Origin of the sequence: Bradyrhizobium ivorense (assembly GCF_900696085.1) — a bacterium.
In the GTDB taxonomy this organism is placed as follows: Bacteria; Pseudomonadota; Alphaproteobacteria; order Rhizobiales; family Xanthobacteraceae; genus Bradyrhizobium; species Bradyrhizobium ivorense.
In genome coordinates, this window is record NZ_CAADFC020000033.1 from 113,411 (window position 1) to 140,152 (window position 26,742).

Annotated in this window: 27 protein-coding genes; 13 read left to right on the top strand and 14 right to left on the bottom strand. The window is 63.9% G+C overall.

Going from position 1 to position 26,742, the window contains the following annotated elements:
- Positions 1-205: 205 nt before the first annotated feature.
- Positions 206-1,378 (bottom strand): phosphotransferase family protein, encoded by a 1,173-nt coding sequence (locus tag CI41S_RS38970; RefSeq protein WP_172628370.1) that lies wholly within the window; start codon positions 1,376-1,378, stop codon positions 206-208.
- A gap of 266 nt (positions 1,379-1,644) precedes the next feature.
- Here CI41S_RS38970 and CI41S_RS38975 point away from each other — a divergent pair, with 266 nt between their 5' ends.
- The 3 genes from CI41S_RS38975 to CI41S_RS38985 all read left to right on the top strand — a co-directional run bounded on the left by CI41S_RS38975 (position 1,645) and on the right by CI41S_RS38985 (position 4,437).
- The gene (locus tag CI41S_RS38975; RefSeq protein WP_139864310.1) at positions 1,645-2,832 is read left to right on the top strand and encodes an ABC transporter substrate-binding protein; all 1,188 of its coding nucleotides are present in this window, start codon (positions 1,645-1,647) and stop codon (positions 2,830-2,832) included.
- A 70-nt stretch (positions 2,833-2,902) separates the two neighbouring features.
- On the top strand, positions 2,903-4,051 hold the full coding sequence (locus CI41S_RS38980) for a thiolase domain-containing protein (RefSeq protein ID WP_139864311.1): 1,149 nt from the start codon (positions 2,903-2,905) through the stop codon (positions 4,049-4,051).
- A complete protein-coding gene (locus tag CI41S_RS38985) occupies positions 4,051-4,437 on the top strand; it encodes a Zn-ribbon domain-containing OB-fold protein (RefSeq protein WP_139864312.1) in 387 nt (128 codons plus the stop codon). The genes CI41S_RS38980 and CI41S_RS38985 overlap by 1 nt, the downstream gene beginning before the upstream one ends.
- 308 nt (positions 4,438-4,745) lie before the next feature.
- Here CI41S_RS38985 and CI41S_RS38990 read toward each other — a convergent pair whose 3' ends face one another.
- Together CI41S_RS38990 and CI41S_RS38995 are read right to left on the bottom strand one after the other, a co-directional pair.
- Positions 4,746-5,936: a CaiB/BaiF CoA transferase family protein gene (locus CI41S_RS38990; RefSeq protein ID WP_139864313.1), complete on the bottom strand. Its 1,191-nt coding sequence runs from the start codon at positions 5,934-5,936 to the stop codon at positions 4,746-4,748.
- A 25-nt stretch (positions 5,937-5,961) separates the two neighbouring features.
- On the bottom strand, positions 5,962-7,260 hold the full coding sequence (locus CI41S_RS38995; protein WP_139864314.1) for an enoyl-CoA hydratase-related protein: 1,299 nt from the start codon (positions 7,258-7,260) through the stop codon (positions 5,962-5,964).
- A gap of 124 nt (positions 7,261-7,384) precedes the next feature.
- Here CI41S_RS38995 and CI41S_RS39000 point away from each other — a divergent pair, with 124 nt between their 5' ends.
- The 5 genes from CI41S_RS39000 (at position 7,385) to CI41S_RS39020 (ending at position 12,318) form a co-directional block, all read left to right on the top strand.
- A complete protein-coding gene (locus CI41S_RS39000; RefSeq protein WP_139864315.1) occupies positions 7,385-8,566 on the top strand; it encodes an acyl-CoA dehydrogenase family protein in 1,182 nt (393 codons plus the stop codon).
- A 70-nt stretch (positions 8,567-8,636) separates the two neighbouring features.
- A complete protein-coding gene (locus CI41S_RS39005) occupies positions 8,637-9,395 on the top strand; it encodes an SDR family oxidoreductase (RefSeq protein ID WP_139864316.1) in 759 nt (252 codons plus the stop codon).
- Between the two features lie 18 nt (positions 9,396-9,413).
- Positions 9,414-10,208, top strand: a complete 795-nt coding sequence (locus tag CI41S_RS39010) for an enoyl-CoA hydratase-related protein (protein ID WP_139864317.1) — start codon at positions 9,414-9,416, stop codon at positions 10,206-10,208.
- 11 nt (positions 10,209-10,219) lie between these two features.
- On the top strand, positions 10,220-11,149 hold the full coding sequence (gene kce / locus CI41S_RS39015; protein ID WP_139864318.1) for a 3,5-dioxohexanoate:acetyl-CoA acetone transferase: 930 nt from the start codon (positions 10,220-10,222) through the stop codon (positions 11,147-11,149).
- Positions 11,150-11,172: 23 nt separating this feature from the next.
- On the top strand, positions 11,173-12,318 hold the full coding sequence (locus CI41S_RS39020) for an acyl-CoA dehydrogenase family protein (RefSeq protein WP_139864319.1): 1,146 nt from the start codon (positions 11,173-11,175) through the stop codon (positions 12,316-12,318).
- A 36-nt stretch (positions 12,319-12,354) separates the two neighbouring features.
- Here CI41S_RS39020 and CI41S_RS39025 read toward each other — a convergent pair whose 3' ends face one another.
- Genes CI41S_RS39025 through CI41S_RS39035 form a run of 3 tightly spaced genes read right to left on the bottom strand, consistent with a single transcriptional unit; the run spans position 12,355 to position 14,862 of the window.
- Positions 12,355-13,539 (bottom strand): acyl-CoA dehydrogenase family protein, encoded by a 1,185-nt coding sequence (locus tag CI41S_RS39025; protein WP_139864320.1) that lies wholly within the window; start codon positions 13,537-13,539, stop codon positions 12,355-12,357.
- Entirely contained in the window at positions 13,532-14,413 is an 882-nt protein-coding gene (locus CI41S_RS39030) for an HpcH/HpaI aldolase/citrate lyase family protein (protein ID WP_139864321.1), read from the bottom strand. Before CI41S_RS39030 ends, CI41S_RS39025 begins: the two co-directional genes overlap by 8 nt.
- Positions 14,410-14,862: a MaoC family dehydratase gene (locus CI41S_RS39035; protein ID WP_139485248.1), complete on the bottom strand. Its 453-nt coding sequence runs from the start codon at positions 14,860-14,862 to the stop codon at positions 14,410-14,412. The genes CI41S_RS39030 and CI41S_RS39035 overlap by 4 nt, the downstream gene beginning before the upstream one ends.
- Positions 14,863-14,987: 125 nt before the next feature.
- Between CI41S_RS39035 and CI41S_RS39040 the strand changes: the two genes are divergently transcribed.
- The gene (locus CI41S_RS39040) at positions 14,988-16,001 is read left to right on the top strand and encodes an NADP-dependent oxidoreductase (RefSeq protein WP_139864322.1); all 1,014 of its coding nucleotides are present in this window, start codon (positions 14,988-14,990) and stop codon (positions 15,999-16,001) included.
- Between the two features lie 11 nt (positions 16,002-16,012).
- Here CI41S_RS39040 and CI41S_RS39045 read toward each other — a convergent pair whose 3' ends face one another.
- Positions 16,013-16,888, bottom strand: a complete 876-nt coding sequence (locus CI41S_RS39045; protein ID WP_139864323.1) for an SDR family oxidoreductase — start codon at positions 16,886-16,888, stop codon at positions 16,013-16,015.
- A gap of 136 nt (positions 16,889-17,024) precedes the next feature.
- On the opposite strand from CI41S_RS39045, the gene CI41S_RS39050 reads away from it, so the two are divergent.
- Positions 17,025-17,828: an enoyl-CoA hydratase/isomerase family protein gene (locus CI41S_RS39050; RefSeq protein WP_210242735.1), complete on the top strand. Its 804-nt coding sequence runs from the start codon at positions 17,025-17,027 to the stop codon at positions 17,826-17,828.
- A 1-nt stretch (position 17,829) separates the two neighbouring features.
- On the opposite strand, the gene CI41S_RS39055 is transcribed toward CI41S_RS39050, so the two are convergent.
- From CI41S_RS39055 to CI41S_RS39065, 3 genes are all read right to left on the bottom strand, one after another.
- Entirely contained in the window at positions 17,830-19,455 is a 1,626-nt protein-coding gene (locus CI41S_RS39055; RefSeq protein ID WP_139864325.1) for an AMP-binding protein, read from the bottom strand.
- A 126-nt stretch (positions 19,456-19,581) separates the two neighbouring features.
- Positions 19,582-20,382, bottom strand: coding sequence for an enoyl-CoA hydratase/isomerase family protein (locus CI41S_RS39060; RefSeq protein ID WP_139864326.1), 801 nt, complete (start codon positions 20,380-20,382; stop codon positions 19,582-19,584).
- A gap of 46 nt (positions 20,383-20,428) precedes the next feature.
- Positions 20,429-21,310, bottom strand: coding sequence for an SDR family oxidoreductase (locus CI41S_RS39065; protein WP_139864327.1), 882 nt, complete (start codon positions 21,308-21,310; stop codon positions 20,429-20,431).
- A gap of 212 nt (positions 21,311-21,522) precedes the next feature.
- On the opposite strand from CI41S_RS39065, the gene CI41S_RS39070 reads away from it, so the two are divergent.
- On the top strand, positions 21,523-22,047 hold the full coding sequence (locus tag CI41S_RS39070) for a MarR family winged helix-turn-helix transcriptional regulator (RefSeq protein ID WP_139485236.1): 525 nt from the start codon (positions 21,523-21,525) through the stop codon (positions 22,045-22,047).
- A gap of 49 nt (positions 22,048-22,096) precedes the next feature.
- Here CI41S_RS39070 and CI41S_RS39075 read toward each other — a convergent pair whose 3' ends face one another.
- Positions 22,097-22,999, bottom strand: a complete 903-nt coding sequence (locus CI41S_RS39075; protein WP_139864328.1) for an SDR family oxidoreductase — start codon at positions 22,997-22,999, stop codon at positions 22,097-22,099.
- Between the two features lie 199 nt (positions 23,000-23,198).
- Here CI41S_RS39075 and CI41S_RS44795 point away from each other — a divergent pair, with 199 nt between their 5' ends.
- Together CI41S_RS44795 and CI41S_RS44800 are read left to right on the top strand one after the other, a co-directional pair.
- A complete protein-coding gene (locus CI41S_RS44795) occupies positions 23,199-23,702 on the top strand; it encodes an FAS1-like dehydratase domain-containing protein (RefSeq protein ID WP_244626829.1) in 504 nt (167 codons plus the stop codon).
- Between the two features lie 44 nt (positions 23,703-23,746).
- Positions 23,747-24,052 carry a MaoC/PaaZ C-terminal domain-containing protein gene (locus CI41S_RS44800; RefSeq protein ID WP_244626854.1) on the top strand — a complete coding sequence of 102 codons (306 nt, stop codon included), beginning with the start codon at positions 23,747-23,749 and terminating at the stop codon, positions 24,050-24,052.
- 1 nt (position 24,053) lies between these two features.
- Here CI41S_RS44800 and CI41S_RS39085 read toward each other — a convergent pair whose 3' ends face one another.
- The 3 genes from CI41S_RS39085 to CI41S_RS39095 all read right to left on the bottom strand — a co-directional run bounded on the left by CI41S_RS39085 (position 24,054) and on the right by CI41S_RS39095 (position 26,664).
- Positions 24,054-25,016, bottom strand: coding sequence for a Bug family tripartite tricarboxylate transporter substrate binding protein (locus tag CI41S_RS39085; RefSeq protein ID WP_139864329.1), 963 nt, complete (start codon positions 25,014-25,016; stop codon positions 24,054-24,056).
- 180 nt (positions 25,017-25,196) lie between these two features.
- Positions 25,197-25,631 carry a hypothetical protein gene (locus tag CI41S_RS39090; RefSeq protein WP_139864330.1) on the bottom strand — a complete coding sequence of 145 codons (435 nt, stop codon included), beginning with the start codon at positions 25,629-25,631 and terminating at the stop codon, positions 25,197-25,199.
- A 55-nt stretch (positions 25,632-25,686) separates the two neighbouring features.
- Positions 25,687-26,664, bottom strand: coding sequence for an amidohydrolase family protein (locus CI41S_RS39095; protein ID WP_172628371.1), 978 nt, complete (start codon positions 26,662-26,664; stop codon positions 25,687-25,689).
- Positions 26,665-26,742: the final 78 nt, after the last annotated feature.

A 26,742-nucleotide genomic window follows, 5' to 3' on the forward strand; every position in this document is an offset into this window, starting at 1 on the left:
ATCACGCCTGGCGCCGACCTTCAGCATTTCCCCGTCCTGTCGGACGATCTCGAGTTCACTGCCCGATTAGTACACTGGCTTATCATATACTGGTGTTCGCCGCAAATCCTAATCTGGACGGCGCGCTGCGGCATCTCGCGCATCGCCGCGCCGCGTTGAGGAGGCATTTGTTCGGGGCATCGGCGACCGGACGTCGGGCGCCCGATCAACTGCGCAGCGTGTCGAGATCCGCCATCGCGGTCGAGATCCGCTCCATCATCGCCAGCGTCGTCGCTTCGGACTGCATGGCCGGCAACAGCGGCGAATGGCACAAGGTGATCGTCCACATCAGGAGCGCGTGCACCATCTGCTGTCGGTAGTTGAGGAAGCTCCGGTCGAAATCCGGCTTGGTCCCCGTCAAGGCGCCGAAGCGGTCGAGATAGCGGAGCAGCAGATCCTTCTCCCACCTGCGGCGATCGTCCGGCGTGAGCGCCGCGGTCACCGCATAGGAAAAGTCCCGCGACCAATGACCGCGGGCAAGGCATTGCCAATCGCACAGGCCCATCTTGCCGGTTCCGGTGCGGTACCAGTTGCCGATATGTACGTCGGAGTGGATCAGTCCCTGCGGCTCGCTGTCGTGCACCGCAAGGGCTTGCATGGCGGCCGGCCAGACTGCGTCGCGCTGCGCCAGCACGCTCTTTGGGATGACATGCGCGGCGGCGTCGAACGCCTTGCGCGTGTAATGCTCGAGGCTCATCTTCTCCGCGCCGATAGTAAACCATCGCGGATAGCTGGCGACCCACGGATAGCGTGCCGCCAGTTCGCCATTGCCGTAGAACTGCGCATGCAGCGTGGCCAGGACATCGACCATATCGTCCGCCATCTCGCGATCGACGTAGGTCTTGAAGTTGCAAAAGGTCGACGATTTGGTCGCGACCATGTCTTCAAGAAGAAGAATCGAGGCGTAGGTCTGGCGATCGAATGCCGCGTGATAGCCGATCGGCGCCTCGATCCCGAGCTGCGGCCGCAACTGCATGTAGAAGCGGCCCTCGACCCGCGCGGTGCCGTTGAAGCCGCCGATCATCCGCGTGACGACGCTGGGCAGCGACTTCGTGAACATCGATCGCGGCAGGCCGGCGCGCTCGCCGGCATCATTGTAGCTGACGATCAACTGATGGCGTTCATGCGTCCCCGCGCTCGCGGGTTTCACGACGACGTCGGTGACGACAGCGCCGGGATTTTTTTGGCAGAGCACGGCGGTCAGCCACTCCGGCGTAATGGCCCCGGGCGAGCACGGAACATCCTCCGCCCGGCGGGCCTTCGGCCGCGTCAGGCGCTCGAAGGCCACGCGTCCGCCAATTTTCAGCGCAGCCAGTGCCGTTGCACCCGAGGCAGCCATGGTCCCTCCCTGTTCCGCCGGCGACCAATATCGCCGTTCTGCATAATTAGTACACTTCTGTACTATCTTTAGCATAATCCGGACCGCGATCAAGGCATGGCTGCGCCGCATTACGCGATCGGCGGAATTGAGCCCCTCGCAGCAACCGGTGCCCGGCGGGAAATTTCGTCGTGACGCTCTCCACATATTTCGTTTGATAATATATGGTACATGTATGTACTTATTATGCAGTCAGAACACATGACCGGAACGACATGGGAGAGAACATGAGGATTCCGATACTGGTCGGCGTTTCCGCACTTGTTTTCGGCAGCGTGGCTGGTGCTGCCGAGAAGCAGTACGGCCCGGGCGTCTCCGATACCGAGATCAAGATCGGCCAGACCGTTCCCTACAGCGGGCCCGCTTCAGCGTTTTCCAGCTATGGCCGCGTCATGACCGGCTATTTCCAGATGCTGAACGAAAGCGGCGGCATCAATGGCCGGAAGGTCAACCTGATCTCGCTCGACAATGCATTCAGCCCGCCAAAGGCGATCGAACAGACCCGCAAGCTGGTCGACGACGACGGCGTCCTTGCCGAGGTCGGAACCGTCGGCACCGTCCCCAACGTCGCCGTTCAGAAATATCTGAACCAGAACAAGGTGCCGCAGGTGTTCATCTCGGCCGGTGGCCGCCGTTTCAACGATCCGCAGAATTTCCCCTGGACCGTGCCGTTCTATCCGCCGTTCGAAATGGAAGGCGCGACTTTCGGCAAGTTCATCGCCCGGAAGCTGCCCAACGCGAAGATCGCGGTGCTCTATCAGAATGACGATTACGGCAAGGACTATCTGACCGGCTTCAAGTCGGGCCTGGGCGCGGATAGCGCCGCCAAAATCGTGGCGGAGGCGTCCTATGAGCTAAGCTATCCGACCGTCGACTCCGAGGTTCTCAAGCTCAAGGCCTCCGGCGCGGACACGATCGTTTATTTCGCGACGCCCAAGTTTGCCGCACAGGCGATCAAGAAGGCCAACGAAGTGAACTGGAAGCCGGCGCAGTTCCTCGCCAGTCCAGTCAACTCGATCCAAGGCGTGCTGATGCCGGCCGGCCTGGAGAACGTCCAGGGTGCCTACACGACCCAGTTCACCAAGCAGGCTAGCGATCCGGCCTGGGCCGACGACCAGGAGGTGAAGGACTACATCGCCTTCATGAAGAAGTGGGCACCGAATGACAGCCCCAACGATTTCATCGCGCTGTCCGGCTACATCAATGCGCAGGCCATCGCCAAGGGCCTGCAGCGATGCGGCGACAACCTGACACGCGAGAACCTGCTGGCCCAGGCCACGAGCTTCAACAAGGAGCGGGTCGGCATGCTGCTGCCGGGAATCGAGCTCTCCAATTCAAAGGAAAATTTCGCTCCTTACCGCACATTGCGCATGGCGATCTTCGAGAAGAACTCATGGAAGCTTCTCGAAGAGTAGCGCCGCGCCGTGCCTGCCGGGCATGTCCCGGCGGGCCTTTATGCATTCAGAAGCGTTGGCGGAGACCGAGTTGAGCATCAAGGGCAAAGCCTACATCGCGGGAATCTATGAGCATCCCACCCGGCATGCGCCGGACAAATCGATCGCGCAGCTCCACGCCGAGGTCGCCAAGGGCGCGATCGAGGACGCCGGGCTGAGCAAGGACGACATCGACGGCTATTTTCTGTCCGGCGACGCGCCGGGCGGGACCTGGCCGATGGTCGACTATCTCGGCCTGAAGGTCCGTCACATCGACAGCACCGATACTGGCGGTTCCTCCTACATCATCCAGCTCGGCCATGCGGCCGAAGCGATCGCGGCCGGCAAATGCTCAGTCGCCCTGATCACGCTGGCCGGCAAGCCGCGCACCAGCCACACGCCGCCGCGTGCACCCGGCGCGGAAGCCGATTTCGAGACAGCCTATGGCGCGACCACCCACAACGCCTACGGCATGTGCGCGATGCGCCACATGCACGATTACGGCACCACCTCCGAGCAGTTGGCCTGGATCAAGGTCGCGGCCTCCCATCATGCGCAATACAATCCGCATGCGCTGCTGAAGGAGGTCGTCACCGTCGAGGACGTCGTGAACTCGCCGATGATCTCCGATCCGCTGCACCGGCTCGATTGCTGCGTCGTCACTGACGGCGGCGGCGCGCTGATCGTGACGTCTCCGGAAATCGCCAAGAGCCTGAAGAAGCCGCAGGTCCGGTTGATCGGTCACGGCGAGGCCATGAAGGGACCGAACGGCGGCAAGGATCTCGACCTCACCTATTCCGCCGGCGTCTGGTCCGGCCCGCGCGCCTTCGAGGAAGCCGGCGTGACGCCAGGGGACATCAAATACGCCTCGATCTACGACAGCTTTACCATCACCGTGCTGATGCAGCTGGAGGATCTCGGCTTCTGCAACAAGGGCGAAGGCGGAAAGTTCGTAGCCGACGGCAACCTGATCTCCGGCGTCGGCAAGCTGCCGTTCAACACCGACGGCGGCGGCCTCTGCAGCAACCATCCCGTCAATCGCGGCGGCATGACCAAGATCATCGAGGCGGTGCGGCAGCTTCGCGGCGAGGCGCATCCGAAGGTGCAGGTCAGGAACTGCGATCTCGCCATCGCCCACGGCACCGGCGGATTGCTGGGCGTGCGCCACGCCGCCTCGACGGCCATTCTGGAGCGTGTGTGATGAGCGAGAAGACATATCCAGCACCCGTGACAAATCCCGAGACGGCGCCATTCTGGGAAGCTGCCAAGGCCGGCAAGCTCATGATCAAGCGCTGCACCGCCTGCGGCGACGCGCACTATTTTCCGCGTTCGATCTGCCCGTTCTGCTTCTCCGATCGGACCGTATGGGAGGAGAGCTCGGGCGAGGCCACGATCTACACGTTCAGCCTGATGCGGAAATCGCCGACTGGACCGTACGCGATTGCGTATGTGACGCTGAAGGAAGGTCCCTCGCTGCAGACCAACATCGTCGATTGCGATCTGGAGAAATTGAAGATCGGACAGAAGATGAAGGTGGTGTGGAAGCCGACAAGCGGCGCACCGCTACCGTTTTTCACGCTGGCCTGAAGCGCGATGAGATTGGATCGAATCATCATCGCGCTTTAGCTCTTTGTTTTGAGCATGATCTTTTCGGAAAACCGCTTCGCACTTTTCCGGATCATGCTCTAGAAAGTACCTTCTCCCCTTGTGGGAGAAGGTGGCGCGTAGCGCCGGATGAGGGGTATCTCGCCATGCGGCACTGTCCTTGCGGAGCCAACCCCTCACCCGAATGAGTCTGTGGCTGCATTCTCGCAGCCCTCTCCCACAAGGGGAGAGGGCGCAGCAACTCACGCCGTCGCCGCGGAGGCGATCACGGAAGGTGCGCTGCATCACGATCAGCTGATGACTTCGTCGCGACGCAATTCTGCGATGCTCTCGTTCGAAAGGCCCATCTCCCTCAACACATCATCGGTATGTTGCCCTAGCATCGGCGGTGGCAGGCCGGGCGCCCGGTCCTCGCCAACGAATGTCACGGGGTGGCCGACGCAGTTCAAGCGGCCCGCGGCGGGATGCTCATATTGCATGATCAGCTTGTCCGCCTTGGTGTGCGGGTGATCCAGCAGCTGCGCGAGCGTGTTGATCGGCGAGCAGGGAATGCCGACCGCGTTCAGCACCTCGTTCCAGTCCGCAACCGTCCGCGTCGCGATGATCCCCTGCACGTGCTGCAGCGTTTCGGCGCGGTGCCTGACCCGCTCCGCGTTAGTCCGGAACTTCGGGTCGTCGACGATCGCGTTCAAGCCGGCGATCGCGCAGAACTTGCGCCAGAGATTGTCGTTGGCGACGCCGATCATGATCGGCCCGTCGGCGGCTTCGAACGCCTGATAAGGACAAAGCGACTCGTGGCTGGAGCCGCATTTGGCCGGCTGCGTCCCGCGCTGCCAATAGGTCTGCAGATTGTAGCCGAGCAATCCCAGCGCGGTGTCGAACAGCGACACCTGGATCGCCCCGCCCCTGCCCGACTTCTCCCGCGCGAGCAAGCCGGCCAGGATGCCGCTGAAGGCATGTACGCCCGTCATCTGGTCGATCGGCGAGATCGGGCTGCGGATGTACCCGCCGCCCTCGTCGCCGGTCATGGACATGATGCCGCCGAAGGCCTGCAGGATGACGTCGTAGCCAGGCGAGTTCTTGAGCGGTCCGGTCCGGCCGAAGCCGGAGATGCTGCAATGGACCAGCCGGCTGTTGAGTGCGCAAAGGGTAGCGGCATCGATGCCCAGCCGTTCGGCAACACCCGTGCCAAAACTTTCGATGGCGACGTCGGCGGATTTCGCCAGCTCGTGCACGAGCTTTCGTCCCTTCTCCGACTTCATGTTGATCGCAATGCTGCGTTTGTTGCGATTGGCGCTCAGGAACACGGTGCCGAGGCCGGGCGCAGGAAACGGCGGCCACCCCCGCGTCTCGTCGCCCTGCCCCACCGCCTCGACCTTGATGACCTCGGCACCGAGGTCGCCGAGATATTGCGCGCAGAGCGGGCCGGCAAGAACCTTTGAGAGATCGAGAACCTTGATGCCATCGAGCGGTCTTGACACGACAGTCTCTCCCTTAGAGGCGCGATCAATTCAGCCCGGCGGCAAACAAGCCGCCGAGATAGGCCGGAAAGCCTTGTTGTGTGACCAGCACGTAGTCGGCGGCGCGCCGCTCCGCCTCGTCGAGCTCCGAACGCCAGGTCGCGGCCACGGCGTCGGCATCGGCGAGCCGGGCGCGCAGCAATTCCTTGCCCCAGGTTTTCGGCTCGTCGTCGTGCCAATAGACGCCGCCAGCGATCCGGCCATCAAAGCTCGCCTTGCGCTGTCCGTCGCCACGAAAGCCGGCTCGCGCAAACGCCTCGTCAAGCTCCTGTCCTGATCCTGCTTGCGCACGCAGCGCATGCGAGACCGCGCCGACGGCCTGCATGATCCTGGGATCGAGCCCCTTCTTCTTCAGCCGCTCGTAGTCGAGCCTGCCGAGAAACAGCGTCCTGATCATGTTGCGCGGCTCCCGCCGCTGAATCAGTTTTGCAAAGATCTGCATCTCGGTCCGGATCGCCGTATCGAAATCTTGCGGCAATCCCTGCGCGACGCAATCGAGGATCGCCGACGGTGCCGGATAGTGGCCGAGGGTGTCGGCGAGCATTTTGGTCCGGCATGCATCGACCTCGCCTGCGACGCGCTGTGCGGCAGCCGGACGCCAATCAGGTCGATCCCAGGGCTGGGTGGGAGCAGGACGCGACAGGACCCACCGTTCGGCGGCCGCAACCTCGTCGCCCGGCGCGACCAGTTCATGCGCAAGGCCAGCGGCGATCGCGGCCTGCCCCTTGATCCGTGCGCCGTCGAGCAGCACCGGAAGCGCAGCTTCGATTCCGATCAGGCGCGGCAGCCGTTGGGTTCCGCCGCCGCCCGGCAACAATCCGACCAGCGACTCCGGCAAGCCGAATGTGGCCTGCGGCTGGTCGGCGAGCACCCTGTGATGGGCCGCAAGCGCGAATTCACAGCCGCCGCCCAATGCGAGGCCGGAAACCGCGACCGCAATCGGCTTGCCGGCGGTCTCGAGCCTGCGCAAAGCATGGCTCAGCCGAAAGAAGTGGTCGAAGGCAAGACGGTCGCGTTCACCCGGCGGCGCCGCCATGATCATGTCGTACGCCGTCTCCAGCTCGGCCAGATCGGCGCCGGCACAGAAGGCCGACGATTTTCCGGAGCTGATGACGACGCCGGCCACGTCGCTCTGCCTGAGCCAGTCCGCAAACACGCCGAGCTCTTCGATCGCCGCGTTCGAGAACACGTTCATCGACCGCCCCGGCATATCGAAGATCAGGTGCAGGACGCCGTCCCCCGAAGGCTCCATGCGAAACTGCTTCAGCTCCGGTCCGATCGGCATCCTCGCCTCCTCAATTACAGTTCATTGGTGTACGATCACGCTTGCGCTGGCCTAGTTTCGGGTTGTATACCCAATCTAGATACTGTACACTAGCGAACTAAATCAGACAGGACGCGTTTTGACAATGATCGAGCGCACGATCTTTCGCGAAGAGCATGAAATTTTCCGACAGACGGTCCGACGCTTCGTCGACCGCGAGATCGTGCCGTTCCACGCGCAGTGGGAAGAAGACGGCATCGTTCCCCGCGAGCTGTGGCTGAAGGCCGGCGCCGCCGGCCTGCTCTGCTGCACGGTGCCCGAGCAATATGGCGGCATGGGCCTCGATTACCTGTTCGACGTCGTGGTGTTCGAGGAACTCTGGCGGGCCGGCGCGAGCGGCCCGGGCTTTCTGATTCACACCGATCTCGTCGCCACCTATCTGCTCTCCTTCGGCAGCGAGGCGCAGAAGCGCAAATGGCTGCCGAAAATGGTCTCCGGTGAAGCGATCGGCTCGCTCGGCATGACGGAACCGCATGCCGGCAGCGACCTCAAGGCGATCCGCACCAAGGCGGTGCGCGACGGCGACGAATTCGTCATCAACGGCCAGAAGGTGTTCATCTCCAACGGCCAGCTCTGCGACTTCATCGTGCTGGCGACCAAGACCGACAGCCAGGCCGGTGCCAAGGGCGTGACCCTGTTCATCGTCGAGAGCAACCGGCCGGGCTTCAAGCGCGGCCGCAACCTGGAAAAGCTCGGCATGCGGGCGCAGGATACCTCCGAGCTGTTCTTCGACAATGTCCGGATTCCCGCCAGCAACATGCTGGGCGCGGAAGGCAGGGGCTTTGCGCAGATGATGACCAAGCTGGCCCAGGAACGCCTCGCCCAGGCGATCCGGTCGGCCACGGTCACGGAGACCGTGATCGACTGGACGCTGCAATATACCGCCGAGCGCAGCGCCTTCGGCCAGAAGCTCGCCGACTTCCAGAACACCCAGTTCAAGCTCGCCGAGCTGAAGACCAAGGCGGCCGTGGCGCGCGTCTTCACCGACAAATGTATTGCGCTGTTCATGGAGAACAAGCTCGATCCCGTCGACGCCGCCATGGCCAAGATGTTCACCTCCGAGCTGCACTGCGAAACCGTGGACGAATGCCTGCAACTATTCGGCGGCTGGGGCTATATGTGGGAGTACCCGATCGCGCGGGCCTATGCCGACGCGCGGGTGGTGAAGATCGCCGGCGGCTCGATCGAGATCATGAAGACGATCATCGCTCGGCAGATGTATTCGCAGCGCGGCTTCGACATTCAGAAGAACGGGTCGGCCACATAGCCTCTTACCTTCCGACCATCGAAGACCGGCGGCGAAGCGACAGAACGACAAACGACAAGGGAGATCAGCGTTGAAGGGCCTATCTGGAAAGGTTGCCGTCGTGACCGGCGGCGGACAGGGCATCGGACGAGGATTGACGCTGCGGCTGGCGGAAGAAGGCTGCAAGATCGCAATCTTCGACATCAATCCGCAAGGCGGCGAAGAGACCGCCAAGCTCGCGCCGCAGGCGGTCATCAAGACCTATGCGGTCGATGTCGGCGATGCCGCCTCGGTCGAGGCCGCCGTCGCCAAAGTCGAAGCCGAGCTCGGCCCGATCTGGCTGCTGGTCAACAATGCCGGCTGGGACCGCCCGATGCCGTTCCTGAAGACCGACAGGGAGCTCTGGGACAAGATCATCCGGATCAATCTCTACGGCCCCCTCAACACCCATAAGGCGATCGCGCCATTGATGGCCGAGCGCGGCGGCGGCCGCATCGTCAATATCGCCTCCGACGCCGCGCGCGTCGGCACCAGCGACGAGGCCGTCTATTCGGCCTGCAAGGGCGGCCTGATCTCCTTCACCAAGTCCTTGGCGCGGGAGCTGGCGCGCAAGAACGTCCTGCTCAACGCCGTCTGTCCCGGCCCGACCAACACGCCGATGATGGCCGCAGTGCTCGGCGAGGGCGAGCACGCCGTGAAGTGGAAAGATGCGATGGTACGCGGCATTCCGCTCAAGCGGATGGGCGAGCCGGACGATTACGGCGGGATCGTCGCGATGCTCGCCTCCGACGACGGTAAATTCATCACCGGACAAACCATTTCCGTCTCCGGCGGAATGAACATGATCTGATCAGCGGAAGGAAACGCCATGACCGATCCGAAGCAATTCACCGACGTCGTCTATGAAGTGCGCGACCGCGCCGCGTGGATCATCATCAACCGGCCGAAGGTCTATAACGCATTCCGGGCACGCACGCTGGACGAGCTCATTTGGGCTTTCCAGCTCGCCGGCAACGATCGCAACGTCGCCAGCATCGTTCTGACCGGTGCCGGCGAGAAGGCTTTCTGCACCGGGGGCGATCAGTCGGCGCATGAGGGACAGTATGACGGCCGCGGCGTCGTCGGGCTTCCGATCGACGAGATCCAGGGCCTGATCCGCGACGTCCCGAAGCCGGTGATCGCCCGGGTCAACGGCTTTGCGATCGGCGGCGGCAACGTGCTCGCAACGCTGTGCGACCTGACAATTGCCGCAGACCACGCCCAGTTCGGCCAGGTCGGCCCCAAGGTCGGTTCGGTCGACGCCGGCTGGGGCACCGCGTTCCTGGCGCGCCACGTCGGCGACAAGAAGGCGCGCGAGATCTGGTTCCTCAATGAACGCTACACCGCCGAGCAGGCGCGCGAGATGGGCCTCGTCAACAAGGTCGTCCCGATGGCGCAGCTCGATGCGGCCGTAAAGGACTGGACCGACAAGCTCGCCCAGCGCTCGCCGACGGCGATTGCGCTCGCCAAGCGCTCGTTCAATGCCGATTCCGATAACATCCGCGGCATCAGCAATTTTGCGCTCCACGCCGTCAAGCTGTTCTATGACACGGCGGAGTCGAAGGAAGGCGTCGCGGCCTTCAACGAGAAGCGCGATCCGGACTTCCACAAATTCACGCGCTGAGCGGCCCCATCATGGCGCCTCAGAAGGTCATCATCTCCTGCGCGGTCACGGGATCGATTCATACGCCGTCGATGTCGCCGCATTTGCCGGTGACGGCGGCCGAGGTCGCCGAGTCCGCGCTCGGCGCCGCGGCGGCGGGGGCCGCCATCGTGCATCTGCACGCCCGAAATCCGACCGATGGACGGCCGGATCAATCCCCGGAGGCATTCGAGCCCTTCCTTCGCGTGATCAAGCAGAGCTCCAACGTCGTCGTCAATCTGACCACCGGCGGCTCGCCCTACATGACTGTGGAAGAGCGCGTCCGTCCGGCAGCAACCTGGAAGCCGGAGGTCGCGAGTCTCAACATGGGCTCGATGAATTTCGGCCTGTTCCCGATGCTGAAGCGCTACAAGTCGTTCAAGCACGACTGGGAGCCGCAGATGCTGGAAGGTTCCCACGATCTCGTCTTCCGCAACTCGTTCAAGGATATCCGCTACGCACTGGAGACGCTGAACGGCACCGGCGCGCGCTACGAGTTCGAATGCTACGACACCAGCCATCTCTATAATCTGCACTACTTCTGGACCGAGGGGCTGGTGAAGGCGCCGCTGTTCATCCAGACCTGCTTCGGCCTGCTTGGCGGCATCGGCGCGCATCCGGACGATGTCATGCACATGAAGCGGACGGCCGATCGCCTGTTCGGTGACAACTACCGCTGGTCCGTGCTCGGCGCCGGCCGCGCCCAGATGCAGGTCGCGGCAATGGCCGCATCGATGGGGGGCCATGTCAGGGTCGGTCTCGAGGACAGTCTGTGGATCGGCGCCGGCCGCCTCGCCGAGACCAACGCGGCGCGAGTGACGCAGGTGCGCAAGATCATCGAAGGCCTTGGGCTCGAGATCGCAAGCCCCGACGAGGCACGCGACATTCTCCAGCTCAAGGGCGGCGACACGGTCGCCTTCTAGCTCCAACAGACGGTTCGACGGACATGCTGCCAAATCGCCCGGTCTACGACGAAGAGCACGCCCTGCTGCGCGACAGCGTCCGCCGCTTCGCCGCGGCCAAGATCGCGCCGCGCTTCCAGGAATGGGAGAAGGCGGGGATCATCGACCGCGCGCTGTGGCCGGCGGCCGGCGAGGCCGGCCTGCTCTGCCCGCAGGTGCCCGAGCAATATGGCGGGATCGGCGGCGATTTTCGCCATAACGCCGTCGTCATCGAGGAGCTCGCCTATTCCGGCTTCGCAGGTCCCGCGACTGACTTCTCCGTTCACAACGACGTCTGCTGCGGTTATCTCCTGAGCTACGGCACCGAGGAGCAGAAGAAGAAGTGGCTGCCGCGCATGGTCGCCGGCGAGACCGTGTGCGCGATCGCGATGACCGAGCCCGGCACCGGCAGCGATCTGCAGGGCATTCGAACCCGCGCTGTCCGCGACGGCGACGACTACGTCATCTCCGGCCAGAAGACCTTCATTTCGAACGGCCAGATGTGCGATCTCGTCATCGCCGTCACCCGCACCAATCCCGATGGCGGGTCGCGCGGCATGAGCCTGATCCTGGTCGAGACCGACCGCGCCGGCTTCCGGTACGGCCGCAATCTCGACAAGCTCGGCCACCTCTCCTCTGATACGTCGGAGCTGTTCTTCGATCAGGTCCGCGTTCCCGCCAGCAATCTGCTGGGCTCGGAAGGCGGGGCCATGGCGGCGCTGATGAGCGAGCTGCCGCAGGAGCGGCTAACGATCGCGCTCCACTCGATCGCGTCGGCGCAAAAGGCGTTCGACATCACCAAGGCCTATGTGCTGGAGCGCAAGGCATTTGGCCAGGCGGTCGGCACGTTCCAGAACACCCGCTTCAAGCTGGCCGATCTGAAATCGGACCTTCAGGTCGGCTGGGCCTATGTCGACCAATGCCTGGCGCAACACATCCGCGGTGAGCTCACCACCTACGCCGCATCGACAGCAAAACTCTGGACCACCGAGATGCACGGACGGCTCGTCGACCAATGCCTGCAGTTCTTCGGCGGCTATGGATTCATGCGCGAATACGAGATCTGCCGGCTGTTTGCCGACGCACGCGTGCTGCGCATCTATGGCGGCACCTCGGAGATCATGCGCGAGCTGATCTCGCGCAACCTCTGACGCGGGCCGCGCCATCGCGGCCCGCGCCTTTGCGGGTCAGTAGCTCTTCGGCAGATCCAGCACCTTCTCGGCGATGAAGCTCAGGATGAGCTGCTCGGTGATCGGCGCCAGGCGCGTGATCGAGACCTCCCGGAACAGCCGCTCGACGTGATATTCCTTGGCATAGCCGAAACCGCCGTGGGTCATGATGGCCTGCCAGGCCGCATCGTGGCCGGCGCGCGCGCCCAGCAGCTTCGCACTGTTGGCTTCGGCCCCACACGGCTTGTCTGAGTCGTAGAGCCAGGCCGCGCGCATCGCCATCAACCATGCCGATTCCAGATACATCCAATTCTCGGCCAGCGGGTGCTGGATCGCCTGGTTCTGCCCGATCGGACGGTCGAACACCACGCGCTCTCTCGCGTAGCGCGTCGCCCGGCGCAGCGCATCCTGCCCGATCCCGATGGCCTCGACCGCGATCAGGATACGCTCGGGGTTGAGGCTGTGCAGGATGTAGGAAAAACCCTTGCCTTCCTCACCGATCCGGTCGGCTTCCGGAATGAACAGGCCGTCGATGAAGATGGCGTTGGAATCGACCGCCTTGCGTCCCATCTTTGGAATGCGGCGCACCTCGATCTTGGAGCGGTCGAGGTCGGTGTAGAAGATCGTGATGCCGTCGGTCGGCCGCTTGCAATCCTCGTACTTCGTCGTCCGCGTCAGCAGCATGATCTTGTTGGCGACCTGCGCGGTCGAGGTCCATACCTTCTGGCCGTACACCAGATAGCCGCCCGGGACTTTCTCGGCAAAGGTCTTGATGCGCGTGGTGTTGAGCCCGGCATCCGGCTCGGTGAAGCCGAAGCAACATTGGTCCTCACCGGACACCAGCCGTGGCACCCAGCGCCGCTTCTGGTCGTCCGTGCCCTTCACCACGATCGGATGCGGCCCGAACAGGTTGATGTGCACGGCCGAAGCCGAGGTCATGCCGCCACCATGGCTCGCCACCTCGTGCATCATGATCGCGGCTTCGGTCACGCCCAGACCGGAGCCGCCATATTCCTCGGGCATCGTGATGCCGAGCCAGCCGGCATCCGCCATGGCGCGGTGGAATTCGCGCGGGAATTCGCCATCCTCGTCGCGCGCCAGCCAATACTCGTCATCGAAGCGCGAGACGACGGCCCGGACACCCTCGCGAATGGCAGCGTGATCTTCGGGCACGTCGAGCTGATTGGCAAAGGATCTATCCATTCGAACTGCCCTCCCCGACCGACGCCAAGGTTCGTTTCGCGGCGACCAGATGCGGAATGTCGTACATCTTGCCGTCGATGCCGACGGTGCCGACATCGGGCGCGGCCGCGAATGCGGCGACGACGCGCCGTGCGTGCGCCAGATCGTCATCCGACGGCGTGAAGCAGGTGTTGATCGTCGCGACCTGATCCGGGTGGATCGCAATGCGGCCGACAAAGCCGTCGCGGCGGGCGATCCTGCAGCTTTCCGCCAAGCCCTGCTGATCCCTGAAGTCGACATACAGGGTTTCGAGCGCCGCAGCATCGGCGGCCCCCGCTGCAAACAGGCACTGCGCGCGCGCGACCTGATAGGGGAAGGTCCAGCTCCCGTCGGCTTCGCGCGGCGTCAGCGCGCCGAGCGCCGCGCTCAAATCCTCGCCGCCCCAGGTCAGCGCCACCAGGCGCCTGTTCTTGCGCGAATAGCCGCTGAAGCCGATCATCGCCGCCGGCGTCTCGGTCGCGACCGTCAGCAGCTTGACATGACCAGGCGGAACTCCGTTCGCGACCTCGAGCGCGTCGACATAATGCGAGACCAGATCGACATCCTCGATGCCGTTGACCTTGGGAATCAGGATGCCGTCGAGGCCGGGACGGACCACGGCTGCAAGGTCCTCCAGTGTCAGACCGGTGCCGAATGGATTGATCCGGACCAGGAACGACCAGTTCCTCGGACCTCCGCCCAGCAGATTCTTGACCGCGTCGCGCGCAAAGGCCTTCCGGCTCGGTGCTACGGAATCCTCGAGATCGAGGATCAAGGCATCGGCGCCGATGCCGTCCGCCTTGGCGAATTTGCGTTCGCTGTCGGCGGGTACGAAGAGGAGCGAGCGCAGTTTCATGCCGGCCTCCGCATCATCAAGCCGTTTCTGCGGCAATACACCACTTCCTCGTCGCGTTGATTGAAGCCGCGATGCTCGAAGGTCACGATGCCCTGCGTCGGCCGCGACTTGCTCTCGCGCACGGCGACGACCTTCGTCTCGGCGCGCAGCGTGTCCCCTGCAAACACCGGCTTCGGGAATCGCGTGTCCTCCATGCCAAGGTTGCCGACGGTGGTTCCCAGCGTCGTGTCCTGCACCGACAACCCGATGATGAGCCCGAGGGTGAAGATCGAATTCATCAAGGGCTTTCCGAACTCGGTGCCCTTGGCATAGTCGTGATCGATATGCACCGCCGCCGGATTGTAGGTCAGCGACGAGAACAGGATATTGTCCATATCGGTCACCGTGCGCCGGATCTCATGGACAAAAGTTTGTCCGACCGAAAACTGCTCGAAATAGAGCCCCGCCATGTCGTTGCCTCTTGTGCGTCTTGCAGGGTTGCCGGCGGCGACGCCGCCCGGATTTCCTTGTCTCCTGCCGGTTTTCTACCGTATAGTCATATCGTACACAAGCGTACTAATTATGAGGAACGCTCATGTCCGTTCGCGAAAATCGGCAGGTCCGGCTGACCGCCCGGCCGCGCGGCATCCCGCAGCCGGAACATTTCTCGCTTTTCACGGGGCCGGTGGCTGACCCCGGCAAGGGCGAGCTCCTGATCCAGAACCGCTATCTGTCGGTTGATCCGGCGCAGCGCGGATGGGCCAATGATGAGGGGAACTATAGCGCCCCGGTGCCGCTCGACACCCCGATGCGCGCGCTCGCGGTTGGCGAGGTCATCGAGAGCAATGTCCCGGACTATCGTACGGGCGAGCACGTCTACGGATGGTTCGGCTGGCAGCGCTATTGCGTTGCGACGCCAGACGCGGTGCTGCGCCGCGTCGTGCCGTCGAGCCTGCCGCTCAGCGCCAATCTCAGCGTGCTCGGCATGAATGGCATCACCGCCTACCTCGCCTTTCACGGCCTCGGCGATCCCAAGCCCGGCGAGCAGGTGCTGGTGTCGACCGCGGCGGGCAGCGTCGGGAGCTTTGTCGGCCAGTTAGCACGGATCGTGGGCTGCCGTGCGGTCGGATTGACCGGTTCCGCCGAGAAGGCCGCGTTCGCGAAAGCGCGCTACGGCTACGCGGACATGATCAACTATCGCGAAGTGGTCGATCTCGGCGCCGCGATCCGATCGGCCTGCCCTGACGGCAACGACATTTTCTTCGATAATACCGGCGGCGCGATCGCCGACGCGGCCATTCGCACCATGCGCTTACGCGGACGGGTGATCCAGTGCGGCACGGCCGCGAACGCATCTTGGACCCCTGTGCCCACCGGCCCGCGCCCCGAGCGCGAAATTCTCACCCGCCGCCTGCGCTGGTCCGGCTTCATCATCTTCGATCATCTCGCCGAGTTCGAAGCAGCCGCGGCGCGGCTCGCCGAGTTCGCGTTGGCTGGCAAAATCGTTCACGACGAGGAGGTTCTACCGGGTCTGGAGCACGCTCCCGGCGCGATCGCAAAACTCTACCGCGGCGAGAACCACGGCAAGCTGATCATCGAAGTCGACTGAACGCGGCCGGGCTACGCGCTGGCCTTGCGTTTCATCACCTCCGGCAGCTTCACGCGATGAAAACCCTCGAACGGCACGCTGCGGCTGTGCGGCTCGAGTTTCCAGGTGGTGCGCGCGTTGGGCGTTCCGCCGTCGACGCGCAGACACGAGCCGGTGATGTAAGCCGCCGCCGGCGACAGCAGATAGGCAATGGCGGCCGAAATCTCGGCCTCGGTGCCGAACCGTTGCAGCGGCACGCGCTCGGTGAAATCGTGCAGCTTCTTCTGCATCTCCGGTGTGTAGGTATCGAAGCCGCTGGAGACGATGCCGCCGGGGGCCACCGCGTTCACGCGCACGCCCGAGGCCGACCATTCGCAGGCGGCCGTCTCGGTCAGGGTCAACATGCCGCCGCGCGCCGCAGCCGAATGGCCGAATTCGGGCCAGCCGTGCCAGATGTCGGCGATGATGTTCACGATCGCGCCGCCATTGGCCTCCATCCAGCGATTATAGACCTCGCGCATGAAGATGAAGCCGCCGGTCAGATTGTTGCGCACGACGGCTTCGAACCCCTTGGTCGAGATCGCCTTCAAGGGCGCGCGAAATTGCCCGCCGGCATTGTTGACCAGACCGTCGATCCGGCCGTAGCGTGCCAGCACTGCATCGACGGCGCCGACCACCATCGTCTCATCGCGGATGTCGCAGGCATGGCTCATCGCCTGCCCGCCATCCTCCTCGATCTCGCGCTGCACCTCGACGAGCTTCTCCATGGTCCGCCCGACGATCGCGACGTTGGCGCCCAGCGCTGCGAGCTCGTGCGCGGTGCAGCGCCCGATGCCGCTGCCGCCGCCGGTCACGATGATGGTCTGGCCCTTGAACAGATCCGGCCTGAACACGGATTGATACGGCATCCCTGGCTCCCTGAAGCTCTTCAACGCCGGTTATTGCCCCCTGTCTTTTGGCCACAGGAGGCTTCGGCGAGCATTGCGCCCGATGATAGTACACTTTATTACTATCTCCAAGGACAATGAACGATGGGAGCGAGACGTGGCGCAAACCAACACCATCACGACCGAAACGAAGGGCGCGATCGACATCCTGACATTGAACCGTCCGGCCGAGCTCAACGCCGTTTCGCCTGACATGATCGCGGAACTCACCGCCTATTTCTCTGCCCTGCACGACCGGCCAACGACGCGCGTCGTGATCCTGCGCGGCAACGGCACTCAGTTCTCCGCGGGCGCCGAACTCGGCTCGGATGCATTCGCCGCACCCGGCAAGGGCCGGCCGCAACGCCAGCTCAAGATGCAGCAGAACTATTCCGGCGTGATCCGCCTGATGCGATCCTGCCCGCAGCCGATCATTGGCCTCGCCCACGGCGCAGCCTGCGGCGCGGGCTTCTCCTTCCTACTCGCCTGCGACGTCCGCTTTGCCGCGCCCGATGCAAGAATGAACGCCGCCTATATCAAGATCGGCGTCGGCGGCTGCGACATGGGCTCGGGCTATCTGCTGCCGCGCCTGGTCGGGTTGTCGGTAGCCTCGGAATTCCTGCTCACGGGGCGCTTCATCAAGGCCGAGCGTGCCAAGGCGATCAGCCTGGTCAGCGACATTGTGCCGGCGGAAGAGCTCCTCGCAAAAGGCATGGCGTTCGCCGAAGACATGCTGCGCGTTTCGCCGATGGGCCTGCGCATGACCAAGCAGGCTCTCAACACACTGATCGATGCGCCGAGCCTCGATGCGGCGCTGATGATGGAGGACCGCCAGCAGGTCATCCTGCTGGAGACGCATGACCACGCGGAAGCCGTCGCCGCGTTTCGCGAACGACGGTCTCCGACCTATCACGATCAGTAAGCTATTTCGCGTCGGAGAACGCGACGGCGATCTCGCGCAGCTTGAATTTCTGGATCTTGCCACTCGCCGTGCGGGGAAGCTCGGTGACGAGCTCCACGCGTTCCGGCCAGAACTGCTTCGCCATCTTCGCCTCGCCAAGATAGGCCTGCACTGCCGCCAGATCGATCGTGCTTCCGCCGCGGGGAACGATGAACGCGCAGCCACGCTCGCCGAGCCGGGCGTCAGGAAATCCGACCACCGCCACGCCGGAAACGGCAGGATGCTTGTAGAGCAGGTTCTCGATCTCGACGACGGGCACGTTCTCGCCGCCGCGGATCAGGATGTCCTTCACCCGGCCGGAGATCCGGATGTAGCCATCGCCATCCATGTAGGCGAGATCACCGGAATCGAACCAGCCGTCGCTGTCGAAGGTCTGCAGCTCCGGCCGCTTGTAGTAGCCCTTGAACATCTGGGCGCCGCGCACCAGCAACCGGCCCGACTCTCCGGCCGGCAAGGGCCTGCCGTCGGCGTCAACGATCCTGACCTCCATGCCTTCGAGCGCGCGGCCATCCGTGCTCGCCGATTTCTCCGCCGCACGCGCCGGCTCGGTGAGCGTGCCCGACAGGACTTCGGTCATGCCCCAGAGCGAACAGACGGTCAGACCGAGTTCGCCGGCGGCGCGCTCGATCAGGACCGACGGGATCGGCGCGCCGCCGCACAGGAAGGAGCGCAGGCTCTTCGGCTGCGGCGCACCAACCTTGACCGCGTCGCAGATGTCGCTGAGGAATGGAGTCGAAGCTGCACTATAGGTGACTCCCTCGCGCGCCATCAGGCCGACGCCGCGCCTGGCCTCCCAGACGTCCTGAAGGATCATCGTGCCGCCGAGATAGACCGAGAGCAGAACGATGGCGGCATAGCCCGTCATGTGACCGACCGGAGACGCCACGAGCAGCACATCATTGGAATCCAGTCCGAACCGGCCCGACAGCGCCTTGCAGCAGGCGATCAGCGAATTCGAAGTGTGCATGACACCCTTCGGCTCGCCCGTGGTGCCCGATGTAAACATCAGCACGGCCATGTCATCCGGATGCAAGCCAGACGGCAGCCCGGACACCTCCGACGACAACAGAATGCGCTCGAAGCCGGTCTCGCCCTCACCATCGGCGACGATCACGTGCCTGAGATGCGGCAGCTCGGTGCGCATGCCGTGCGCCATCGCGGCATAATCGAATCCACGATAGCTCTTCGGCACGATGAAGACCTTCGCCTCGCAGAAATTCAAGATGTAGAGCAGCTCGCGCTCGCGCAGGATCGGCATCACGGGATTCATCACTGCGCCGATCTTGCTGCAGGCAAAGGCCGTGACCACGAACTCCCACCAGTTGGGCAACTGCACCGTGACGACGTCGCCGCGCCCGACGCCGAGCCGCAGCAGCGAGCTCGCGGCGCGATCGGCAAGATCGTTCAATTCCCTGTAGGTGAAACGCGGCGCCTGGTCGCGATCGGCCCGGTCCGCGACGATGGCGACCTTGTCGGGTATTTTCGCGACAGCCTCCGTCAGGAACTGGTCGACGGTCTTGTCGAGCCAATAGCCGGCTTCGCGAAAGCTCGCGTCGAACGTGTCTCGTATGGCGGCGACCACGGTCATTTCTCCCTCCTGCGGTGTCGTGTCTACTCCGGCTTCGCCGCCGGTTATTGGTTCATGTGTGTACGTTATTGCAGAGTATGATTGGCTGCCAATGCGCAAGATCGTCGCTTGCGGCAGCGTCGCGGGTCATTTCCCCGAGAACATCGGCTTGCGTTTCTCGACGAAGGCGCGGACGCCCTCCTGCGCATCCGCCGTTCGCGAAATCGCGGCCAGCGTCTGCGCCTCCTCCTCGAGCTGACTTTCGAAGGAGCGGTCATTGGTCTGGGAGAACAGCCGCTTGATCGCGCCGAACGCCTCGGTCGGCCCGGCGGCGAGCTCCGTTGCGATCCGCGCAGCCTCGGCCCGCACCGCGCCGTCCGGAACGACGAAGTCGACAAGGCCAAGCGACAGCGCGGTCGCGGCATCGAGCGTCTCGCCGAGCAGGAAGAACCGTCTCGCGCGCGCAACACCAATCCGTCGGGTCACCGTGGTCGTCGATCCGCTGTCCGGACTGAAGCCGATCCTGGAGAATGCCGCGGAGATTTTCGCCGATTCCGCCATCACGATGAGATCGGCCGCGGCCATCAGCGACACGCTTCCGCCCGCGACATTGCCGTGGACGGCAGCGACGACCGGCGCGCGCATGCGCACCATCCGGGCGATCGCGACATGAATGTCGGCGGTCCAGGCCTTGATCGTTCCCGGCAGGGCGTCGCTCTGCTTGACCAGCGACATCAGGTCGCCACCGACGCTGAACAGCCGTCCGCGCGCCGAGAGCAGCACCGCGCGAACGTCCGCACGCTCGCTCAGCTCGGCGATGCCAAGCGCGAACTCGCGACAGAAATCGCCGTCGATCGGATTGCCGCGGGTGGACTGATCCAGCACAATGTGCGCCAGCTCATCCTCGATGGTGCATTGGAAACTCTTGGTCGCAATCCCCAGTCCCATCGGCTCTCCCTTCCAAGGCGTTTGCGTAACGTCGGTTGGCTGAGGCTCAGATCGATCGCGCCTGCTTCTCTTTCTGCACAGATGCCTGGATGGCCTCCCGCGCCCGCTGCCAATCGGCCGGCGAGAGCTTGGAAAGCCCGGCAAACGTGCTCGGCGCCGCCAGATGGTGACCGCCATCGATGCTGATCGTGTCGCCGGTGATGTAGCTGCAGCCGTCCGACATCAGGAAGATCAGGAGATTGCGCAGCTCGTCCATCTTGCCGAAGCGCCGCAGCGGCACCTCGTCGGCCTGGGTCGCGCCGACGCCGGTCACCGCCAGCGGATTGAGCTTGTCCCAGGCGCCTTCGGTCGGGAACGGCCCCGGTGCGATGGCATTGACGCGGATGTTCTTCGGGCCCCATTCGACTGCGAGCGACATGGTCATGGCGTGCACGGCCGCCTTCGCCATCGCCGCCGGCACCACATAGGCCGATCCGGTCCACACCCAGGTGACGAGGTTGCTGATGATGACGCCCGGCAGGCCGGCGGCGATCCAGCGCTTGCCGCAGGCGAGCGAGGCGTAGAACGAGCCGTCCATCACCGTCGAGCGAACCGCCTCATAGCCGCGCGGCGACAGGCTTTCGGTCGGCGCCAGAAAATTCGCGCCGGCGTTGTTGACGAGACCGGTGAGCGGCCCCTCCGCCCAGATGCTCTCCATCATCGCTTCGATGCTGTCGGGGTCGCGCACATTGGCGAGCAGCGCGGACGCCTGTCCTTTTGACCGCGCGCGGATATCCTGCGCAGCCTGCTCGAGCACCTCCTTGCGTCGCCCGCAGATATAGACGTGGGCGCCATGGCCGGCGAAGCCGACCGCCATCTCCTTGCCGAGCCCGGTCCCGCCGCCGGTAATCAGGATGCGCTTTCCCTTGAGCACCGCAGCGTCGAACATGGGGTGGCTCCTTCCCTGTGGCTGATCCTCTGCGGCAGCTTCGCCTGGCCGCCATCGGCGATATTAATACACTAGCGTACTTCTTTTGTAAATCCGCCGCTGGCACCTGATTCGAAGCTTTTCTGCCCATTCCTACGGCCTTCCCTTTAAAATACGCTGGTGTATGGTATTAGTGAACCGGCGGCCCGAATGGGCCTGGAAGGGAAATATCAATGGTTGAACAGCCCGATTGGGATCTCCGGCTCGGATATCTCATCCACGACGTGTCGCGGCTCAGGAGGATGATGTTCGACCGCGCGCTGGCGCCGCTCGGGATCACCCGCTCGCAATGGTGGGTGCTGGCCTTCATCTCGCGCAAGGACGGCCTGCCCCAGACCCAACTCGCCAATGAGCTCGATGTCGGCAAGGTCGCCGTCGGCGCCCTGATTGACCGGCTCGAGGCGTCCGGCTTCGTGCTGCGCCAGGCCGATCCGGTCGATCGGCGCGTCAAGCGCGTCTATGTTACCAAGCAGGCGCGCGGTTTCCTTGAGAAGCTGCGGAAGGAAACCGACAAGTTCAACGCCAAAATCGTCAACGGCATCGACCGCAAGCAGCTCGAGGCGGCATCCGAGGCGCTGCTCGCCATGAAGCACAATCTCATCGCCATGTCCGACGGTGAGACCCCCAGTGGCGCGAACGACGAAGAGGAAGAGGCCCAGCCTGCCAAGACCCGGAAGAAGAAGCGGGCGGCGGCTTAAGGCCTATCCGCCCGCCCCGAGTGCACTCCGGGAGGAGTTTCGCAGATCGCTATGAAGCGATGTCGCGTCCCCAGATGTCGGCGTTTGGACGCGCTCTGCGCACCATCTCCAGGACCTTGGGGCCGAGTTCGTTCGGGTCCTCGACGGGATCGATGCCTGGGCCGGCATGCCAGCCTTCGGCAACCTTCAGGATTCCGTCCCCCGCTTCGAACACGCGGCCGGTTACTTCGCCGGACTGTTCGCTCGCGAGCCAGACCACGATCGGGGCGACCCAGCGCGGATTCCGCCGCTTGATCTCCTCCTCGGTCCGCTCGCGCAATCCCTCCGTCATCCGGGTCTGCGCGCGGGGGGCGATCGCGTTCACCGTGATGCCGTACTGCCGAAGCTCCATCGCGCTGATGATCGTGAACGCGGCGATGCCCGCCTTGGCGGCTCCGTAGTTGCTTTGGCCAACATTGCCGAAGATCCCGGAGGCCGACGAGGTGTTGATCAGGCGGGCGCTCACCGGCTTGCCCTGCGTCTTGGATTGCTGGCGCCAGTACTGCGCGGCATGATGCGACGGCGCGAAGGTGCCTTTCAGATGCACCTTGATCACGGCGTCCCACTCCGCCTCGCTCATATTGACCATCATGCGGTCGCGCAGGATCCCGGCGTTGTTGATGAGCACGTCGAGCCGGTCGAAGCTGTTGACTGCGGCGTCGATCAGCGCCTTGGCGCCCGCCCAGTCGCTGACGTCGTTGCCGTTGACGATGGCCTCGCCGCCGGCGCGCCTGATGTCATCGACGACCTGCTGGGCGGGCGAAAGATCGGCGCCCTCACCCGCCGCGGTGCTGCCGAGATCGTTGACGACGACCTTGGCGCCCTGCTCCGCCAGCATCAGCGCATATTCCCGCCCGAGTCCCCGGCCGCCGCCCGTCACGATCGCGACCCGTCCGGCACATAGTCGTCCCATTCGTCGTCTCCCTCTTTCAGTTCTTCGCAGCGCCGCTCATGACGTCACCGAACAGGTGCCAGGTCTCGCCCTCGAAACGCATCGGTGGAGCCGGCCCGCTTCTATTTTGTACACTACTGTATTATATGATATGATATCATTGCAACTGCCTTTGCGGCAGCGCGATGCTCAGTCGCGCTGGCAGGTATGGGAGGACGCCTTGAATCTTGAAGCCGTCAGAAATCTTCGCTTCGAGCCTGTCACGCAGAATTACACCCGCCGCGATACGATGCTTTATGCGCTGGGCCTCGGTTATGGGTCCGATCCCCTGGATCCGGCGCAGCTCGACTTCGTTTACGAAGCAAATCTCCGTGCCGTGCCGTCGATCTGTTGCGTGCTGGCCCATCCGGGCTTCTGGGCGAAACGGCCCGAGCTCGGCATCGACTGGCTCAAGCTGCTGCACGGCGAGCAGAGCTTTGAAATCCACCATCCGATCCCACCCGAAGGCACCGTGAGAGCCAGCTATCAGATCGCGGCTGTGGCGGATAAGGGCGCCGGCAAGGGCGCGATCCTTCACCTCGTCAAGACGCTCGCCGACGCGAGCACCGGCGCAAGGTTGGCGACGGTGCGCAGCGTGCTCTTCCTGCGCGGCGACGGCGGCTGTGGCGGGTTCGGCGATGCCCCTACCGAGCCTGCAGCGATTTCCGAACGGCCCCCACGCTGACCAGGGATATCGCGACGCTGCCGCAGAGCGCGCTGATCTATCGGCTGAGCGGTGACTACAGTCCGATCCACGCCGATCCCGACGCCGCGGCCAAGGCCGGCTTCGACCGACCAATCCTGCATGGCCTGTGCACGCTTGGCGTGGCAACGCGCGCCGTTCTCGCCACGTTCGCTGATGGCGCAGCCAAACGTCTTGTCTTGCTGTCGGCGCGCTTCAGCCGTCCGGTGTTCGCGGGTGAGACGATCAGGACGGAATTTTTCGCTGACGACGGCCAGGTCCGTTTCCGCTCACGGGTGATCGAACGCGACGTCGTCGTGCTCGATCGGGGAACGGCCGTGTTGCGCGATTGAGCTACTTTTTCTCAATCTTGGCGATCGCGACGATCTCTGCCCAGCGCCGCGTGTCAGCCTCCTCGAAAGCCCGTAGCGCATCGGGCCCCGCTGGGAACGGCTTGGCGCCCACCGACGCCAGATAGCTCGCGGTCTCCTTGTTGTTTACGAAGGCCAGCACGGTCTGGCTGAGCTTAGCGATGATGTCGGAAGGCGTTCCGGTTCGGACGAACACGCCGACCCAGGCCGCCAGCTCAGCGCCGGACAAGCCCGCTTGCGCCAGGGTCGGGATGTCGGGCATCCCTGCCAGCCGCTCGCTGCTCGTCACGGCAAGGACGCGCAACCGGCCGTCCTGGATCAGTCCCTGCGCGCTGGCGGGGTCGGCGAACACGCAATCGATCTGCCCCGCCAGCACGTCGGTCAGCGCTTGCGGCATCCCACGGTACGGCACATGCTGCATCTCGATCCCGGCCCGGGCGCGAAACAATTCCGCAGCACCCCGGCTCGACGTGTTGCCGCTACCGAATGACAGCGGCTTCTGCCGCGACTTCGCCAGCGCGATGAATTCGGCAACGGTCTTGGCCGGAAACTCCGGCTTGACGGCCAGCATCATCGGAATGGTCATGATCCCTGCCACAGGCGCAAAGTCGGTCGCGGGGTTGTAGGGCATCGTGTTGAACAGGCTGACATTGGCTGACTGCGTCGAGTTCGTGGTCACGAACACCGTGTAGCCGTCGGCATCCGCCTTCAGAACGGCGAGTGCCGCCAGATTGCCGTCGGCACCCGGCTTGTTCTCGACCAGCACGGTCGCCCCGGTCTCGGTGCGAATGCTCTCCGCAAGACGCCGCGTCACGGCATCGGTGGCGCTGCCCGCAGGGAACGGCACGATCAGATTGATGCGCCGCGATGGATAGACTTCCGCCGACGCGGGTGTGCCGATCAAAACGGCGATCAGCCACATCACGATCGCAACACGAAGCCGCATGAATTCTCCTTCAGCCTGAAGCGCTTGACGTTTCCATGCGCGGCTCAGCCTCGAACCGCAGTCCCGCTTTGTTCCAATCGTACTCTATCTTACGATTGATAAGAACGTCTGTTTACAGGACAGCTGTCCGGTTTGTTGCCGTACCATGCCGAAGCTGACCTTGCTGCCCCACACGACGGGCTATCCGCACGGCTCCGATTCGCCGCTGGTGCGGCTCAGTTCGACGCGATCGAGATTCGCGAAGAGCCCGTCGTCGAGCCGAATGTCGGCCGCAAAATGCATGGGATCGGCATGGCCGCAGATCACGTCCGGAAAATGCCAGCTCGCGGTGCCCAACACCGTCTCTCCGGCAAGCACCGCGAGCTTCAATGGATGCCGGGCGCCTACGCCTCGCGCGCTCTGATAGCCGTCAGCAATGCAGTAGAGTTCGAGCCGCATTGTGTTCTCGGTCACCCGCTGCACCGATAGCTCGATGTCGCAGAAGCCGAAGGCGGGATCGTCCGTCGAACCATCGGCATAGAAGTAGAACGCGCCGATCTTGCCGTGCGCGCATGGACCAAGCTTGGTGTCTTTCGGCACCTGCGGATCCGGCCGTGCCGGCGTGCGCGGCGGCAAGGGACCAAGTGAGCAGAACTGCCGATTGGAATAACAGCGGGCCAAATTCTCCTCCCTACCCGAGCGCGAGCAGCCGCGCGGCATTGGCCGACAGTGCTGCACGCCCGATCGACAAGGCGTTCTCGGCAAACTGCGCGGGCTTGTCCTGTTTGACCGTGAACGGATAGTCGGAGCCCGCGACGAGGCGATCCGTCCCGACCTTGTCGGCCAAATAGCGCAACGCTGGCCCATCGTAGAGGATCGTGTCGTAGTAAAAGGACCGCACGGCATCCGTCGGGTCTCTCGGAAACAGGCTCCGCAGCGGCGGCCCCATGCCATAGGCGTGGCATAGCCGTGGCAGCAGCCAGGACAACGCACCGCCGCCATGGCTGAGCAGGACCCGCAATTTTGGAAACCGCTCCAGCACTCCGTTCGTCATCAGCGACACCGCGGCAAACGCCGTCTCCAGCGGGAATGCCGCCACTGCCGCAAGCTCCGGACGGCCGCCCATCCGCTCCAGCCCGAGCGGATGCAGCGGATGGATCATCACCATCAAACCTGCCTGCTCCGCCGCGGCATAGACCTCGTTGAGGCGCGCATCGCCGAGCGGCATGCCGTTGATATGCGTGCCGATCTCGATGCCGCGCAGACCGAGCGACTTGATTTCTTCCATGCGCCGCGCCGCGAGCGCGACATCCTGCATCGGAACCATGCCGATCCCGATGAAATGCCGCGGATGTTCTGCGCAAAGGGCAGCGATTCCCGCATTGACATGACGACACAGTGCGTCCGCGTCGCTGGATGGAAACCAATGTGACAGCAATTCCGGCATCGGCGAGACGACCTGCACATCGACGTCGTCGGCCGCCATATCATCGAGCCGGCGATGGGCGTCCCAGCTTCGGTAGTCGACCACGCGAAACACCTTGCCGCCGACCATGACGGCCGCCGATGCATCCCGGAGCTCGACCGAAGGCCAAAGCGGGTTGCGACCTGGTTCCGCCGGAATGTGCTGCGGAACGAAATGGGTATGGGTGTCGATCGGTTCGACCACGACGTCTCCTCGGCGGATTTTTTGCGCTGCACTCGGCGCCGACAAGCTCCCGCAAGGGGAGCTTGCCTACTTACAAGC